Annotated in this window: 15 protein-coding genes; 11 read left to right on the top strand and 4 right to left on the bottom strand. The window is 61.8% G+C overall.

Annotated elements, in window-relative coordinates; translation table 11 throughout:
- Positions 1-48 precede the first annotated feature (48 nt).
- The 9 genes from ACWHTU_RS15820 (at position 49) to ACWHTU_RS15780 (ending at position 7852) form a co-directional block, all read left to right on the top strand.
- Complete coding sequence (locus tag ACWHTU_RS15820; RefSeq protein ID WP_447860355.1) at positions 49-660, top strand: PilZ domain-containing protein; 612 nt, start codon at positions 49-51, stop codon at positions 658-660.
- Between the two features lie 31 nt (positions 661-691).
- Complete coding sequence (locus ACWHTU_RS15815) at positions 692-1447, top strand: S16 family serine protease (RefSeq protein ID WP_447860354.1); 756 nt, start codon at positions 692-694, stop codon at positions 1445-1447.
- A 264-nt stretch (positions 1448-1711) separates the two neighbouring features.
- A complete protein-coding gene (locus ACWHTU_RS15810) occupies positions 1712-2821 on the top strand; it encodes a deoxyhypusine synthase family protein (RefSeq protein WP_447860353.1) in 1110 nt (369 codons plus the stop codon).
- Entirely contained in the window at positions 2818-3519 is a 702-nt protein-coding gene (locus tag ACWHTU_RS15805; RefSeq protein WP_447860352.1) for a DsbA family protein, read from the top strand. The genes ACWHTU_RS15810 and ACWHTU_RS15805 overlap by 4 nt, the downstream gene beginning before the upstream one ends.
- Before the next feature lie 74 nt (positions 3520-3593).
- Positions 3594-3872 carry a hypothetical protein gene (locus ACWHTU_RS15800; protein WP_447860351.1) on the top strand — a complete coding sequence of 93 codons (279 nt, stop codon included), beginning with the start codon at positions 3594-3596 and terminating at the stop codon, positions 3870-3872.
- A gap of 35 nt (positions 3873-3907) precedes the next feature.
- Positions 3908-5335 carry an aldehyde dehydrogenase family protein gene (locus ACWHTU_RS15795; RefSeq protein WP_447860350.1) on the top strand — a complete coding sequence of 476 codons (1428 nt, stop codon included), beginning with the start codon at positions 3908-3910 and terminating at the stop codon, positions 5333-5335.
- A 164-nt stretch (positions 5336-5499) separates the two neighbouring features.
- Positions 5500-6075, top strand: coding sequence for a pyruvoyl-dependent arginine decarboxylase (locus ACWHTU_RS15790; protein WP_447860349.1), 576 nt, complete (start codon positions 5500-5502; stop codon positions 6073-6075).
- A 53-nt stretch (positions 6076-6128) separates the two neighbouring features.
- Positions 6129-7061: an agmatinase gene (gene speB / locus ACWHTU_RS15785; RefSeq protein WP_447860348.1), complete on the top strand. Its 933-nt coding sequence runs from the start codon at positions 6129-6131 to the stop codon at positions 7059-7061.
- Positions 7062-7132: 71 nt separating this feature from the next.
- Positions 7133-7852, top strand: coding sequence for a pseudouridine synthase (locus ACWHTU_RS15780; protein ID WP_447860347.1), 720 nt, complete (start codon positions 7133-7135; stop codon positions 7850-7852).
- 108 nt (positions 7853-7960) lie between these two features.
- On the opposite strand, the gene ACWHTU_RS15775 is transcribed toward ACWHTU_RS15780, so the two are convergent.
- From ACWHTU_RS15775 to ACWHTU_RS15760, 4 genes are all read right to left on the bottom strand, one after another.
- Positions 7961-8746, bottom strand: coding sequence for an MCP four helix bundle domain-containing protein (locus tag ACWHTU_RS15775; protein WP_447860346.1), 786 nt, complete (start codon positions 8744-8746; stop codon positions 7961-7963).
- A 276-nt stretch (positions 8747-9022) separates the two neighbouring features.
- Positions 9023-10693 carry an ATP-binding cassette domain-containing protein gene (locus ACWHTU_RS15770; protein WP_447860345.1) on the bottom strand — a complete coding sequence of 557 codons (1671 nt, stop codon included), beginning with the start codon at positions 10691-10693 and terminating at the stop codon, positions 9023-9025.
- A gap of 144 nt (positions 10694-10837) precedes the next feature.
- Positions 10838-12319, bottom strand: coding sequence for a TolC family protein (locus ACWHTU_RS15765; RefSeq protein ID WP_447860344.1), 1482 nt, complete (start codon positions 12317-12319; stop codon positions 10838-10840).
- A 124-nt stretch (positions 12320-12443) separates the two neighbouring features.
- Positions 12444-13877: an HlyD family secretion protein gene (locus ACWHTU_RS15760; RefSeq protein ID WP_447860343.1), complete on the bottom strand. Its 1434-nt coding sequence runs from the start codon at positions 13875-13877 to the stop codon at positions 12444-12446.
- 241 nt (positions 13878-14118) lie between these two features.
- Between ACWHTU_RS15760 and purE the strand changes: the two genes are divergently transcribed.
- Both purE and ACWHTU_RS15750 read left to right on the top strand, forming a co-directional pair.
- A complete protein-coding gene (gene purE, locus ACWHTU_RS15755) occupies positions 14119-14682 on the top strand; it encodes a 5-(carboxyamino)imidazole ribonucleotide mutase (protein WP_447860342.1) in 564 nt (187 codons plus the stop codon).
- Positions 14679-15860: a 5-(carboxyamino)imidazole ribonucleotide synthase gene (locus tag ACWHTU_RS15750; protein ID WP_447860341.1), complete on the top strand. Its 1182-nt coding sequence runs from the start codon at positions 14679-14681 to the stop codon at positions 15858-15860. The genes purE and ACWHTU_RS15750 overlap by 4 nt, the downstream gene beginning before the upstream one ends.
- Positions 15861-16006 lie beyond the last annotated feature (146 nt).

Raw genomic sequence — 16006 nt, 5'->3', positions numbered from 1 at the left:
AGCTCAGAAGAGGCATGGGCGATCGGGCCGGCCCTCGGCGGGCCTTCCATGACGGGCCGTTCTAACTCGCTAGCAGGTACGACTATGTATTGTCGCGTGCGTCCGCGTCACTTAGTGGATTACCTCGTTTCCTGTTCGGAGGATGGATCACTGGAGGCTGAAGGACGTGTGTTTGATGTGTCAGTGCCGGGCTGCTGGTGCCCCAGTCGCAAGGACTTGGTTCCGGCGCAGTATGTGCAAGCCCGTCTCCGCTTGCCGATCCCTGAAAAAGCGATCGCCGTACGCCTCGCGGCTGTGATCTGGACCCACGAAGCGCGCTTCGGTTTGGAAATTCTGATGATGGATGCCGAGGACAAGGCGCGCTTGATGCGGTATCTGGAAGCGCGGCGCTACCTGCCTCGATACATTCGCGTCCGTCTCCAGAAATTGGTCGTTGCGACGGGAACGGACGAATTCACGCCACCCCCTGCCTTGACACCGTCCATAGGGATGGACCCGCGCAATTGGGGTCCGCGCCCCTTTTTGATCGATCCGCATTTTTCTCGAAGATTGATCCGATTTCCTCCGGGCACGCTGCCCGGCACTCCTCGCTCTCGTTCCGAACGAACACACGGAGCAGGGGGCGTCATGGACTTCACTTTTAGGCACCACGCGGTATAATCCAAACAGAGACCGTCTGGGGGCGTTTCCCATGAGCGATCAGGGTTCTTCCAACAAACCGCTGTCTGCGCAGAGGGCTCGCCGCGGGGCCCTCAGGTTCGCGCGGTTTGCCGCGTCCTTCGTTGTGGCGGTCGTGGTCATCAATTCGCCCGCGCTGGCCCGGTCGTTTCAGGAGGAAGTCCAACACCGAAAGCAAATCATTCCAATCTTGGGCACCACGTTCGACCGGGACAGAAAACCGATCGGGGTAGTCGCCCAACTCCAGGTTTCCGTAGCGAGCCGAAAGGACCGCAACGGGATGGAGGTCACCTTTGAGTCCAATCCGGGACGATTTTCGATCCGAGCACAGGTGGCCGTGGTGACCGCGATCAATCGAGCGGCCCGACTGGCCGGTCTGAATACGGATTCCTGGAGTGTGTCGTTGACCGTGCCGTATGAAGGAGTCACCATCTATGGCGAAAGTCTATCCGCCATGGTGGGCCTGACGGTCGTGGCCTTGGCGAAGGGCGATTTCATTAAGCCAGCCCGCGTGTTGACCGGTACCGTCACCCGGGACGGGCATATTGGCGCGGTCGGTGGCATTTCGCTCAAATTGGCGGCCGCGCGGGATCAGAATCTGCGCCGAGTCCTAGTGCCGGAGGAGTACGATATCGCAGATGGTGACTGGGAGACCCCTTTCCTGTTGCAGGTATCTCCCGTGGGAACCGTCACGACCGCTTATGAGGCGCTGACGGACCGGCCGCTCGAAGCTGCAGGGCCTTCGGATCCTCCGCTCGCTGAAGACTAGCCACGCCCTGTCCGGATCCGGCTCTTCGCGTCGAGTCCTGTGCTGTGGCGACGCCGCCTGGTTGTTTGGCTGTCGGCATGGGGTCGCGTCCGATTCGGCGCGCACGTGTCCGCGGAGTCATCGATGATCTTCCTCTACTGGCGAAGCTAACGGGGAGAATCGTCTCTCCGCTAAGGTCTCGTGAATTGACGCCTATACGATCGGTTGTGTATAAGGGAGTCGCTTTTGTGTCGCGCTCGTTCGGCTTGAGTAGGAGTGCGCAGCATGCCCGCACGCGAATTCCACGACGGCGCAAAGGACGGGTTAGAGGCGCTTGAGCCTCTTGATCCAGACAAGATCACATCTTTTTCGGACCTCCTTGTCGCGATGCGCAAGACCGCTTTCGGAGGCCGGCGCTTAGGCGAAGCCTTCGAGGTGCTGGTAGCGATGATCGAGGATCCGGACTGTTCGGTCGTCTTGACGCTGTCGGGCGCCATGACGATCGCCAAAATGGGCAAGATCATTAGCAGCATGATCGATTACGGGATGGTTCAGGTCGTCGTCTCAACCGGCGCACTGATCGCGCATGGGCTCAGCGAGTCTGTGGGGAAGGTACACTATCGGCACAGTCCGTCGATGAGCGACGAGGAGTTGTTCCGCAAGGGCTATAACCGGGTGTACGATACTTTGGAGATGGAAGCCAACCTCAATTACGTAGAACATGTGGTGTCGCAAACGCTCAAGCGGATCAACGCCGATCAGCCGTTGTCTTCGGAAATCTTGACGCGGGAATTGGGGCGGACATTGGCGGAGGAGTATGAAGGCAGCGGCATTTTGAAGAGCGCGTATCTCAAAAAAGTCCCCGTGTACATCCCGGCTTTCACCGATTCCGAAATGGGACTGGATGTGGGCACCTGGGCGATGGGCAAGTCCGTGGACTTAGCCCGGGCTCAGGCTCAGGGACAAGCGGGGGGAGATCTTGCGGTGTTACGGGCGCTTCATCGGTTCTGCCCGGCATTCAATCCTTATCTGGATTTGAACAGCTACACGGACCATGTCCTCTCGGCCAAGCGGTTGGGTATTTTCACGATCGGAGGCGGAGTGCCGCGGAACTGGGCGCAGCAAGTCGGGCCATATATCGAGATCGGGAACTTGCGGCTGGGGTTGAACGTCAAACCGCCTCGCTTCCAGTACGGGGTGCGGATCTGCCCCGAACCCGATTACTGGGGAGGGCTGAGCGGGTGCACCTATCAGGAGGGGATCTCCTGGGGGAAGTTCGTACCTCCCAGCGAAGGCGGCCGTTTTGCCGAGGTATTGAGTGACGCGACGGTAGTCTGGCCTCTCCTGATGATGGGATTGCTGGAACGGTTCGGGCACAAAGGGAAGCCCGCATGACCGCGCGATTCTCGCAAGGATCGAGTGAACCGACCGTGTCGACAGGCAGACGAGCGGCGGCGCCCTTCCAGACGGCGCTGCTGGCTTGCGTGGCGCTGCTGCTTTCATCGGGCGGCACCCTGCGGGGTGCCGCGGACGCGGCGGATCTTCGGGTCCGCGGGAATTCGGATGCGCCGGTGACTTTGATTGAATACTCGGATTTCACCTGCGGGTATTGTCTGAAATTCTTCCGCGAGACCTGGCCCCGCATCCAGGCCAAGTATGTGGAGACCGGCAAGGTCCGATTCGTCTATCGGGACTATCCCCGCGCCGATCAGGGGCCGGGGGTGGATGCGGCGATCGCTGCGCGTTGTGCCGGCGATCAGGGCCGCTACTGGGCTATGCATGATCGTCTGTTCGCGGACGGCGGGCGGCTCGACGCGACGACGTTCGACCGGCACGCCAAGGCTCTGGGGTTGGATACTGCGAGCTTCTCGGCCTGCATGCGCGACGGTCGGCACGTGGATTCGATTTTCCACGATCGGCAGGAGGGAGCCCGCTGGGGATTCCGCGGGACGCCCGGATTCGTCCTGATGCCGACCGGGCGCGGCGGGGACACGGCCGTCATGATTCCAGGGGCGTTTCCCTATCAGGTATTTGAAGAAGAGATCGAGCGGCTGCTGGCGCGGGTCCGGCCGCGAGGCAAAGGTGGTGCGTAACGGCACTGCGCTGTTCAGCCGTATTCGTCCACTTAATTATTATTACAATGTCCATGGTCGGTTAGGAACTGCGTATGTCATCCGCACAAGCGTTTTGGTCTGTACCCTGCGAAGACGGCGAACCGGACCTGTGGGTCTGTATGTCGTGCCTGAACGAAGTCTTCCGCCGCAAAGTCCCCAAGCCGGACTGTCCCACCTGCCATGGGGTGTCCACCTATGAGGCGTTCACGCTCGAGGCTATTCGGGATTGGGGGACGGAAGAACTGATCGCCAAGGCCGTCGCGGCTCAGGCTGAGGACAACGCGTCGCAGGCGACGCCCAGCGGTCTGTCCGCCGTCGAGTCCGCGGACTAATCCTTCCGTCATCAGACTCATGGGGAATTTGCTCGGTGGAAGCGGCGCGCCCATTTCTCCTCGGCGGTCACTGGCAACGGTCGGCTTTGACCGCCAAGGTCGTCAATCCCTTCACCGGTGAGACGATCGCCGAAATCTGTCGGGCCGGACAGACGGAAGCCGCAGCGGCGGTCCAGGCGGCTGAGGCGGCGACGGTCCCTATGCGCGAGCTGCCCGCCCACGTCCGCGCCGATGCGTTGCTTCGGATCGCCGCCGCGTTGCGCGCCCGACAAGAAGAGGTGGCCCGGACCATTACCGCTGAGGCGGGAAAGCCGATCACTGATTCCCGCCGCGAAGTCGCGCGCGCTATTCAGACGTTCAGTGTCGCTGCTGAGGAGGCTAAGCGGATTCCCGGCGAGATTGTCCCGATGGATTGGACGCCGGGAACCGAGTTCTACCTCGGGATCCTGCGCCGGTTCCCGATCGGCCCGATTCTGGGCATCACTCCGTTCAACTTCCCGCTCAATCTCGTCGCGCACAAGGTCGCTCCGGCTTTGGCGGCGGGCAATCCCATCGTGATCAAGCCGGCGCCGCAGACGCCGTTGACGGCGTTGCTGTTGGGTGAAATTGTGCTGGAATCCGGTCTGCCCGCCGGCGCCTTGAGCATCGTGCCGTGCGACAACGCGGTGGCAGAGCGCCTGGTTGTCGATGACCGGTTTAAGATGTTGAGTTTTACCGGTAGCGCTGCCGTGGGGTGGATGCTCAAAGGCAAGGCCGGAAAGAAGCGGGTGACGCTGGAACTGGGCGGCAACGCGGCGGTGATCGTGGAGCCGGATGCTGACCTGGATGTTGCGGCGCAGCGGTGCGCGGCGGGTGGCTATGCCTACGCGGGCCAGACCTGCATTTCGGTCCAGCGGATCTTCGTTCATCAGTCGGTGCTCCAGCCGTTCACCGAAAAGCTTCTGGCTCAGGTGGCTGCGTTGAAAGCTGGCGATCCGATCAAGGAGGACACGGTCATCGGCCCGTTGATTGATCAGGCTGCCGCCCGACGGGTGGAAGCCTGGATCGGCGAGGCGGTGGCGCAAGGCGGGAGACTGTTGCTCGGTGGCAAGCGGTCGGGTTCGGTGGTGGAGGCGACGGTCCTGAGCGAAGTCACGCCTACCATGAAAGTGTCCTGCCAAGAAGTATTCGGGCCCGTCGTGACCGTTTCGCCGTATCAACGCTTCGAAGACGCGTTGACGGCCGTGAACGATTCGCCCTACGGTTTGCAGGCCGGGGTGTTCACTCGAGATGTGGGCCGGATCTTTCATGCTTTTCGAAATCTGGAGGTGGGTACGGTCTTGGCGAACGAAATTCCGACGTTCCGGGCGGATCATATGCCTTACGGCGGAGTCAAGGACTCCGGCCTCGGGCGCGAAGGGGTACGGTATGCCATCGAAGAGATGACGGAACCCCGGCTGCTCGTCCTCAACCTTCGCCAGTGAACTGCGTCCCTCCTAAAAAATCCTTCCGCCATATTGCGGAACCGTCTTCAACTTGGTACAACACCGGCCTTGTGCGCCGGTTGTCCGAAACGGCGCGTGAGTGAAATCCGGTGGGCAGCGGACGCGGCTGACGCGTTCGCACGGATGAAGGGGGGAGCGCGACGATGGTTCCGACTCATATGTTCTTGACCAGAGGCGTCGGAGTGCACAAGGAAAAGTTGGCGTCCTTCGAACAGGCTCTTCGTAGCGCAGGCGTGGCGTACTGTAATCTTGTCAGCGTGTCTTCGATTCTTCCGCCCAATTGCAAGATCATCCCGCGCAAACGCGGGGAAAAGCTGCTCAACCCGGGCGAGATCACTTTCTGCGTGATGGCCCGTTCGGAGACCAACGAGCGGAATCGGTTGATCTCCGCTTCCATCGGTCTCGCGATTCCGACGGACCGCCGCACCTACGGGTATCTGTCGGAACACCATGCTTACGGCGAGACGGATGAGGAATCCGGTGAGTATACGGAAGATCTGGCGGCCCAGATGCTCGCCACGACGTTGGGGATCGAGTTCGACGCCAATCAGGCCTGGAAGGAGCGGGAGCAGGTCTTTAAAATGGGCGGCAAGATCGTTAGGACGTTAAACATCACCCAGTCCGCGATCGGGCGGCCCAACAGATGGACGACGGTGGTGGCTTTGGCCGTCTTCATTCCGCCGGAGAATCTGCCCAAGAAGGTCCGCCGCCGTCCATAAGCGTCAACGCGCATCGGCTGCGGCCGCCCAGCGTCCAGATCAGCGGCTATACCATGACCCTTCCTCACGGTTGGCTCGGCCAGGAGCGGAATTTTCTCGGCATCGGCGAACCCTGGTGCCATCCGGATCATGCCGGAGTCTACGTCCTTCCGGCACCCTACGAACACACCTCCAGCTACGTTCGTGGTTCCGACCGAGGGCCATCGGCGATCATTGATGCCTCTCATCAGGTCGAGTTGTATGACGAAACCCTGCATTGTGAACCCTACCGGGAATGGGGTGGAATTGCGACCGCCGCCCCGCTGGCGCTTGAGGGGAAAGTCGACCGGGAAGCTGTGGAGGCCATCGAAGCCTACGTCCGTCCCCACGTGCAACCGGGACGGTTCGTCCTAACCTTGACCGGAGAGCATACAGGCGCGCTCGGCGCAATCCGCGCCCATGCGCACCGTTATCCCGATCTCTGTGTGGTCCAGATCGACGCTCATGGGGATCTTCGCAAGGCCTACCAGGACAACCCGTACAGCCATGCGAGCGTCATGGCCCGCGTGGTCGACGAAGGGTTGCCGCTGGTGCAGGTCGGGATTCGGTCGATCTCGCCGGAAGAAATCGGCTTGATCAACCGGACTCCCTCCGTGACCACGTTTTTTGCGTCCCAGATTTTGGATCCCGCCGGTCCTTATGAAGGGCGCGCCGCGCGGTGGGTGCCGGACGTGGTGAAGGCCTGCAAGGGGCCGGTCTATCTGACGTTCGACTGCGACGGGCTGGATTCCTCGCTCCTGCCGGCGCTGGGCACGCCGGAGCCTGGCGGGCTCGGGTGGTACGACACATTGGCTTTGGTCACGGCGCTGGCTCAGGGGCCTGGCATCGTCGGCATGGACGTCAGCGAGCTTGCTCCGATCGAAGGGTTTGTGGCGCCGCAGTTCGCCGTCGCGCGCCTGCTCTACCGCATCCTCGGCCGCGTTCGCGCAGGACGCCGCGTGACGTAGCCCGGCTCTTTCCCCCCTTCTCCCCGCCGATCTTTGTTTCTTGGTACACTCGGGACCGCGAGTGTGTACCCATGACCCGGATCAATAAATTTTTCACCGAGCAGGGCATTTGCTCCCGCCGGGAGGCGGATCGGCTCATTGAAGAAGGTCGTGTCACGATTAACGGCCGGATCGCCCGGTTGGGTGACAAGGTGGGGCCCGGCGACGTCGTCACCAGGGACGGCCAGGTGATTCGCCAGAATGTCGCGGCGGTCTATATCAAGTATCACAAGCCGATCGGCGTCATCACGACCAGCGAACCCCATGTGAAACGCAACATCATCGCCGAAATCGGGCATCCCGCGCGCATCTTTCCGGTCGGGCGGCTGGACAAGGACTCCTCCGGCTTGATCCTCCTGACCAACGACGGCGACATTGTGAACGAGATTCTCAGGACCGAACACGGTCATGAGCGGGAGTACGTGGTCCAAGTCGACCGGGAGTTTGATGGGCGATTCCTGGAACGCATGGCCGGCGGAGTGGTGGTGCTCGGGAAGCGGACCAAGCCGTGCACTGTGGCGAGGCTTGGCCCGCGCTGCTTCCGCATTGTGCTGACGGAGGGACGCAATCGGCAGATCCGGCGCATGTGCCAAGCCCTCGGGTATCGAGTCGTCAGCCTGCAGCGCGTCCGAATCATGCACATCACGCTCGACGGCCTGCGACCGGGCCAATGGAAAAACCTCACCGAGCGAGAACGGTCGAAACTGTTTCGCGCACTGGGAAAGCCAGAGACGAGAGGCATGCGATCGTGAACGCTGAGGAACTCGGCAACGCGAAGAAGCCTCTTATCAGTCGCTTCGGGCTCCAGACGATTCTGGGATCGGCGGCCTCCCTCAACGGCAACGCGAAGAAGCCTCTTATCAGTCGCTTCGGGAGACCGAGCTAGGGCTTTCGGCGGAGACGGTGATCGGCGAAACGGCCGGTTCTTGCTCTTCGTGTCGAGCGGGCGGGAGGGTGGCCGGAAGCTGCGGTCCCGGCGACCGCGGGAGGAACAAGTTCAGCAACGCAATGAAAAAACTCCCGCCGACCAGCATCGCGCTGGTGGTACGGATGGTTCTGGTCCCCTCGTCGCGCATATCTTTGGCGACGTCCGCGACGGTTTCGATGAGTCGATCCAACGCCAGGCTGACTTGGATCATCTTGGGACCGGAATTGTCCGCAGCGTGGATTTCGGCTTTACGGCGGAGCTCGGCCGCTTCCTTGGCAGAGGGGGCGTTCCATTCCTGCGTCAGCAGTTGAATCGTCAAGCTGGCTGCGGAGAAATATTGGTCGAGACTGTCGCGGACCGCTTGGAGGTCACGCGGCTCGCTGCGGCCGCTGCGCGAGACCCGCAAGCTCGCGGCGGCGTAACGGTCGATAGCGTGTTGGATGCGGGCCCGTTGATACGGCAGGGACTCCGTAATGCGCTCGAATTCCTTCTTGTTGGGGGCTTCGAGGGCGCGAATGATCGTATTCCGGTACCGCATCACATCGGCGGAGATATGAGCCAGGTCGGCCGCGCCGAGTGTGTATTCGGTGTACATGACGCGCAGGTCTTGGTCGACCTGGCTCAATGCCTGGCCGCTGACCCAGCCAAGCCCCGCGATCAGCGCGCTGATTAAAAGTTGCGACCCGCTGGGCCATGTGATGCGAAACCGACCAAGCATGGTTCGCCTCCCTCTCCCGTAGGGCGGCCTCGCCGAGCCGGGAGCGCATGCGAGCCAGTCTAGCAAATTCGATCCTGGAAAGGAATCGCCGTGCGCCGCCCTTCGGCCCGTTGTCGGGCAGTATGATACGGCGTCCGCCCGTGCGGCCAATGCGAAGGCCGACGACGTGTTTCCGGCGCTGTTGCCGGAGAAGCCGATGATGTTCTCGCCGGGAGCCACCCCGCACTGATCACCACCGCGGCCGCAACGAACTGACCGAGCGTGACGCCCACGGCCTCAGTCCAGCACGATGCGGCGATCCACGTAGGGGGTGAGGTCGGGATCGTTAGAGACGAAGATAACCGACCAGGGTTCTTCCTTTGAGCACAACCGCCGCAGAATCGTTTCCCGGATGGCTGGTTGCATGTTGTGCAGCATCCCGTCGAAAATCAGAATTTGCGGCCTCGACAGGATCGCGCGGGCGACCAGGATACGGAGAATGTGGGTCGGGGCGAGGATCATGCCGGGAGCCCGAACGTGGGTCTTGAGCCCCAGCGGGAGGGCGTCCACTTCTTCTTCCAGCTCGGCGAACCGCAGGGCCCACCGCACATCGCTGTAGGGGATACCGGTGCGGCCCAGAACGATATTCTCTTCCAGTGTCCCTTCGAACAGCGAGAGTTGGGAATCGAGCACGAACCCGCGGCATTTGTTGATCGTCTCCAAATCAAGGTGGCGTAGATCGACGCCGTTGTAGCGGATCACGCCGGCGCTCGGGGGGTCGAGACCGGCGAGAACCCGCGCCAGCGTCGTCTTGGCGATAGTGCTGGTCGCGTAGATGCCGACCTTCTCTCCCGGCGTCACCTCGAGGTTGAAGCGTTGGAAGATCGGTGCCGCGTCCGCGTGATGGACGTAAGTCAAATCCTTGCAGGTCACCCGAATGCCGTGAATCGTCGGATCGGGCAGCGGCACGGACAACATCGCCGTACTGACGTCCTTGGGCAAGGAGAAAAGAAAGTCCAGCTCGTGCAGGGCAGTGAAGAAGTAGAAGATGTGGCCCATGCGTTTGACGACGGCGTCGAAGTTCAGCAGCAACGTGCCGACGACGACCTCGGCGGCGACCAACTGGCCTAACGTCAGTTGGCCGATCGAAAGCAGCCAGCCGGCTGTAGCAATGAGCCCGCTGTGTCCCAACGCCTGCCACCCGACGGAGCCGAGATACTGCCGCATCAGAACATGAAAGCGCGTGCGTCTTGCAGCGACATAGGCGTTGACCAGTTCATCGGTTTTCTTAATCAGCAACGGTTCGCTGACGGTCGATTTGAAATGCAGCAGGTTGTAGGCGATCTCCTGCATCCAATGCAGCGTGTCGTATTTGGCGTGGGACATCTGGATCGTCGCCCGCAGGCCTCCGTGGCTGAGCAGGAATATGATCACGCAGAAACCGGCGAGGAGCACGGCGTTGAACAGCAAGAAGTACGGATGGTAGAAGACCAGGATCGTCATGCCGATGGCGCCTCCGACGACGACATTGACGACGTCGATCAGGAGCACCGAAAGGGCGCGCTGCATCAGCACTGTCTCCAAAAAATAGTTCGCGTACCGCGGCTGGAAGCCCTGGGATTTGAGGCGAGGCAGGTGCTCGGTCATCGCCACAGCAACGCGCGCAAAAATTCGACGCTCCAAGATCTCGACGGCGAAAAACTGCAATGCACGGAAGGCGCCGACAAACAACAGCACCAGCACCATAATGGCGGCTAGTGTCACGATCGTGATCGGCTGGATGGCGAACGCGAAGGTGTTGACCAGCTCTTGGACGGTTAACGGGACGATGAGCGAAAAGAGCCCGATCGCCAGCGAATAGGATCCGAGCAGGCCGAGCACCCGGCGTTCCAGGCGTAGGAGCAGTCCGAGACGGCCGAGCATCGACTGGAGCGTGAGAGGATGGCTGTCGGAGCGGTTGGGATCCATGCCCTCGCTCGCTGGCAGGTACTCACCAGGCTGGAAGACCGATCACCAGCAGATGCCGGATCATCGCCCTTTCGCCCGGTTGGGCGGCCGAACAATTCCCTAACCGTATCAAAGCACGAAGGAAAATGCCACTGCCTTCGGCGATCATTCCCGCGCCCGGTAGGTCACCGGCACGGCCGACGGTTCGCTCTTGGCCCACGCGCCGATCGCCCATTGATAAAAGGCCAAGGCCTTCTGGTAATCCGCCTTAGCGCGGACGAGTTGATTTTCCGAGTCCACGGAGTTGCGCTCCCGCAAATTCACGAACAGCACGCTGGTGGCACCCAAGCTGAAACGGAAGCGTTCTCCCTCCTCGAGGGTCTTGGCGAGCCGCAACGACTCGGCGGCGACGGCGATGCGTTCCTTTGCCCGCTCGATGGCAGACAGCGCGTTATCCACATCCACCACGACCTGCTGTTCGCGGAACTTCTGGACAAGCACGAGGCGATCCGCCTTCGCTTGCGCTTCCAGTACCTCGCCGCGGCTTCGCCGTTGGAAAATGGGGATGCGGAATTCTGCGCCGAACCTGTAACCGAGGCCGAGAACGAATTTTTCCGGGGCGCGCGCCGGCTCGGCCGACAGGTCCAAACTGGGCAACAGATTGTTTTTGGCCAATTCCAGATCAATGTTGTTGAGTTTCGCCTCGATCCCCACTTCCCTGACTTCGGGGCGATCGGCCTTGGCCTGCAATTTATGGGCCTGTACCGTTTCGGGCGGCGGCACGGTAACCTGCGACGGCAAGTCCGGTGCGCGCTCGGCTGGGGGCGTCACGGGGGCGTGATTTTCCCAGAGAAACATGGACAAACGATATTGTTCCTGCTCGACGGCGCGCTGGGCGGCGATCCAAATTTCTCTGCGGCGCTGTACCTCCTGATTCGCCTCGACGACATCGAGTGGCGCGACGGCGCCGGCCTTGGCACGTCCCTCCACCTGCTTTGCCCGATCCTCCGCGACGCTCAGCGCGCGCTTCTGAATGTCGGCCAGTTTCACGGCGGCGACCCAGTCCCAGTATTGCGTGGCGGCGGCTAGGAACAGGTCCTGGCGGGTCTGCGAAATCTTGACATCCGCCATCGGGTCGGCCAACTGCGACCGCTGAAGTTCGGCTGCATCGGGATTGATCATCAGGCCGCGCAGCAATGGGATGAATCCGCCGAGAACGACCTGGTTCCTGCCGTTGTTGAACCCGAGGTCGGGGATTTTCGCGGCGGCCGTGCCGATGACATCCCGAACACCGGCTTGGGCCCGGACCCCGGATTGATGCCGGAATTCCATAACCGTGTCGTTGAAGCCGGCGGTTCTGGTGTCGGTCGTCCCGCTGGGAATGAACCGCTCGAGCTCCATATCATTGATGAGGATGGGCTCGAAAGCTCCCAGTGCTTTGAGCAACTTGCCTCTGGCGGTCATCTTCTCGGTGCCAGCGCCTTTAAGCAAGGGATGCGAACGGTCCACCCAGGCCAACACTTCGTCCAACGAGAGCGGAATGGGGGGCAACGGTTTTGACTTAGCCGCGTCGGCGGCGAACGCATGGCTTGCGGCAGAGCAGGCCGCCACGATGAAGCAAGCGATAACGGCAAACAGATGATTCATCGTGCACACTCCTTTCTGGTTCGGTCTTCACGCATCGGCGCGTCTGACCCGTATTGCGCTGACGGATCGCCAAGAGAAGCAAAGCGACGCGAACGTCGCGACGGCGAGAGTCCGGGACCGGCGCTTATTTGGCACCGCGGCCGGCCTTGGGCAGAAGCGTATCGATGAGCGTAGGCGGCCGTTCCTGATAATCGGGCGGGAAGAGGTTGAACCGGCGCCACAACTCATACCACAACGGTACCCGGTTGCAAATCACCCAGCCCATGACCTTGGTGCCGAGACGGACATGTTCCTGCGGGGGCCAGGCGCGATCTTCGGGATCCGGAACAACCCAAAAACGATAGTTCCCTTTTCCATCGTCCACCTGGTCGATCACTTTGATGACGCCCCCATAGGTGCCGGCCATCAGTTCCGGCCAAGCTGGAAGCGGAATGGCGGGGATACCGTAAAACAGGAGCCGCACCTTGCGACCGACATTGAGCAACGGAGCGTCCAGCCCGTCCGCCCACAGTTCGGCTGCCCGGTCTGCAAAGGGCGCAATCCGCACCAATTTGTCGCCCTGTTTGACTGTTTCGCCGGGTCCCACCTCCGCCATCCGGACGACCGTCCCATCAATTGGCGCAAGAATCCGGCTGGCGATCCTGCGTTGCGTGGCATTGGAGAGCCGAAGCGTGACATCGGCCAGTTCATTGGCCGCCTTGGCGGCGTCAGCGAAGGCGCCGTCACGGGCCGCCTCGGCATCGATGAGGCGTTGAAGCACTTCGGCGCTGACCTGGTCTCGGCCGAAGCTTAACGCTCTCATCGCCTGCTGGGCCGCTTTCAGCGACGCCTGCGCAGCCTGCAGCTCGGCTTTGCTCGCAATGGCCGCTTGGATCGTCAGTTCGAGCTCTCGCTGGGAGACCAGACCTTTTTCGACGAGCTGGCGATGGCGGTCCACGTTCAGCTCAGCCGTGTCGACGGCGATCTTGGCGGCGGTCACCTTCTGTTGAGCTTCCCGCACCTTGTTTTCAGCCTCCACCACGCGGGCCTCCGCCGATGGCACCGCCGCTTTGACCAGGTTTTGCATTTCCTTGATGCGCTTGTCCAACTGCTCGGCCCGTTCCAGTGAGGCCTTACGGGTTTGCTCCAGCGCAACCTTCCGCTGTTCCAGGAGGGCGAGGAGGTCCGGCGCCATAAAATTCGGGTCCCAGTCGTCCAGCTCGAGAATCAAATCCCCCTGTTTGACGCGCACTCCCTCAAAGACGTGCCATTTTTTGATACGCCCTGTGATCTGTGCCTCGATATCCTGCGGCCGTTCATACGGCGAATAGGCGGAGAGCTGGCCGGTGACCGTGATGGTCTGCGTCCAGGGAACGAAAGCGATGAGCAGGGCAAAGAGCAAGACTAGCTTGATGGCGAGTCGCGAGGAGAACTTCAGTCGTTCGGGAATCTGAACCGCCTCCCAGGATTGGAGTCTGGAAGAGGTGGCGAGATCGTCGACGGTGATTTCGTCCAAACCGGTGGGTTGATTGACCATCGACTGGACCTTGGATTTCAATCCCTCTCCCAGGCGCTGCATCGCGACCTCCGATGATCGGGATGGAAGGCAGGTGTATCATAAAAGAATCCGGTTCATGGGGTCAAACAGCGTCGGCATTCTTCACATTTTCACATCCACCTCGCGCGTACCTTGACCCTCTCTCTCGGAACGGCTAATGTGGCCATGGCTTAGTCGTTGCGGGCCGCGACATTCCGGTGAGACAGGGGGGAATGGTCGCGCACACATTCACGGCCTGGTTGAGAGCGGTGGAGGAAAGTCTATGGGGGGGTCGCGCGAACGCCTGTCGAGGAACGGCAAGGGACGCATCCGGCCGCTGGTCGGGGTGCTTGGAGGGAGCAAGAGCGACTTTCCGATCCTGGAAAAGGCCGTCGCGGTCCTCACCGACTTGGGTGTGCCGAACGAGCTGCTGGTCGTCTCGGCTCACCGCACGCCCGATCGCCTCTTCGCCTATGCCGAACAGGCGGCGAGCCGCGGCATCGAGGTGATCATTGCCGGCGCAGGAGGTGCCGCCCATCTGCCGGGGATGCTGGCGGCCAAAACTCACCTGCCGGTCATCGGCGTGCCGATTCCCACAGAACATTTGGGAGGTCTGGACTCGCTCCTCTCCATCGTGCAAATGCCGCGAGGGGTGCCGGTCGCGACTGTGGCCATTGGCGGGGCCGAAAATGCGGGCCTCCTGGCCGCGCAGATCCTCGCGGGGCGGTATCCGGCCATCCGCCAACGCCTGCAACGGTTCCGCGCCGAACAGACGCGCGCGGTCCTCGCGTCCCAGGGACCCTTATCGACTCCGTCGACGCGGACGGCGAAAACACGCAAGACGTGACCGTGGTGCCGATCGAATCCGGTTCTGTGTTGGGTGTTCTCGGCGGAGGGCAGCTGGGCGCTATGTTCGCCCAGGCCGCCCGTCGTCTCGGTTATCATGTCGCCGTCTGGGACCCAGATGCCGAGGCCCCTGCCCATCGGAACGCCGACCACATCTTCGTCACCCCGTTTACCGATCTTCTCACCCCGGCGCGGTTTTCCGATCTGGTCCGCGCGGCCACGTATGAGTGGGAAAACGTGCCGGCGACTCTGTGCGAGGTTTTGGAACGCAAGATCCCGGTTCGGCCGTGCAGTCGAATCTTGCGGTTGATCCAGGATCGGTTGACGCAAAAGGAATTTTTGGCCACCCGCGGACTTCCCGTGCCGGCGTTTCGCCCGATCTGGTCGCCCGACGAATTGCCGTTGGCGGCGGAAGAGGTGGGCTATCCCTGTCTCTGCAAGATGGCGACGTTCGGCTACGATGGGAAAGGCCAATGGCAGATCCAGAATCGGGACGAAATGGAGATGCTGCGCCAGAGGCTCCGGGAGACCGCGCGAGACGGCAGCCGATGGATTGTCGAACCGTTTCTGCGTTTCGAACGGGAACTATCGGTGCTGGTTGTGCGCGGAGCGGATGGAGGCCGCCGTCTCTATCCGGTCGTGGAGAACATCCACGAAGCCGGCATCCTGCGGACCACCCGCGTGCCGGCCTCGGTGGAACACGGGATTGCGGAGCGTGCCGCGGCGCTGGCCGAAAAGGTCGTTGAAGCCCTCGACGGAATCGGAGTGTTCTGTACAGAGCTCTTCCTCATGCCGGACGGCCGACTCCTGATCAACGAAGTGGCGCCGCGGCCGCACAATTCCGGCCATTACACGCTCGACGCGTGCACGGTATCGCAGTTCGAACAGCAGGTGCGCGCGCTGTGCGGTCTGCCGCTTGGAGAAGTCCGTCTGCTGAGCCCCGCCGTGATGGTCAATCTCATTGGCGACGATGTGCTACAGGTCGGCGCAGGAACGGGACAAGTGGAATTGTTCGGGACGGCAGGCGCGGCGCTGCATCTCTACGGAAAGCGAGTGGTCCGTCCCGGCCGCAAGATGGGCCATGTCACGTTTCTGGCTGAAAAGCCGGAGGAAGCGTGGAAAGCCGCCATGGCGTTTCGCCGCAAGCTTGCTAGCCGTCCCCTGCCATCGCCGTTTTGACCTTAGCGAGCAGACGACGCTGCCACCGGTTGCAGGATTGTTTGCAGGCACTGAGCGCGAAAGGCACTGAAACGATCCCACCGGACGAAGACGACGGCGTGCGGAAGACGCTCGCGTTCGCGACCTGAGCCAGCCTCGCGCTCGCG

This window comes from Nitrospira calida (assembly GCF_976986435.1).
This window is presented reverse-complemented; position numbering and strand designations above follow the sequence as displayed.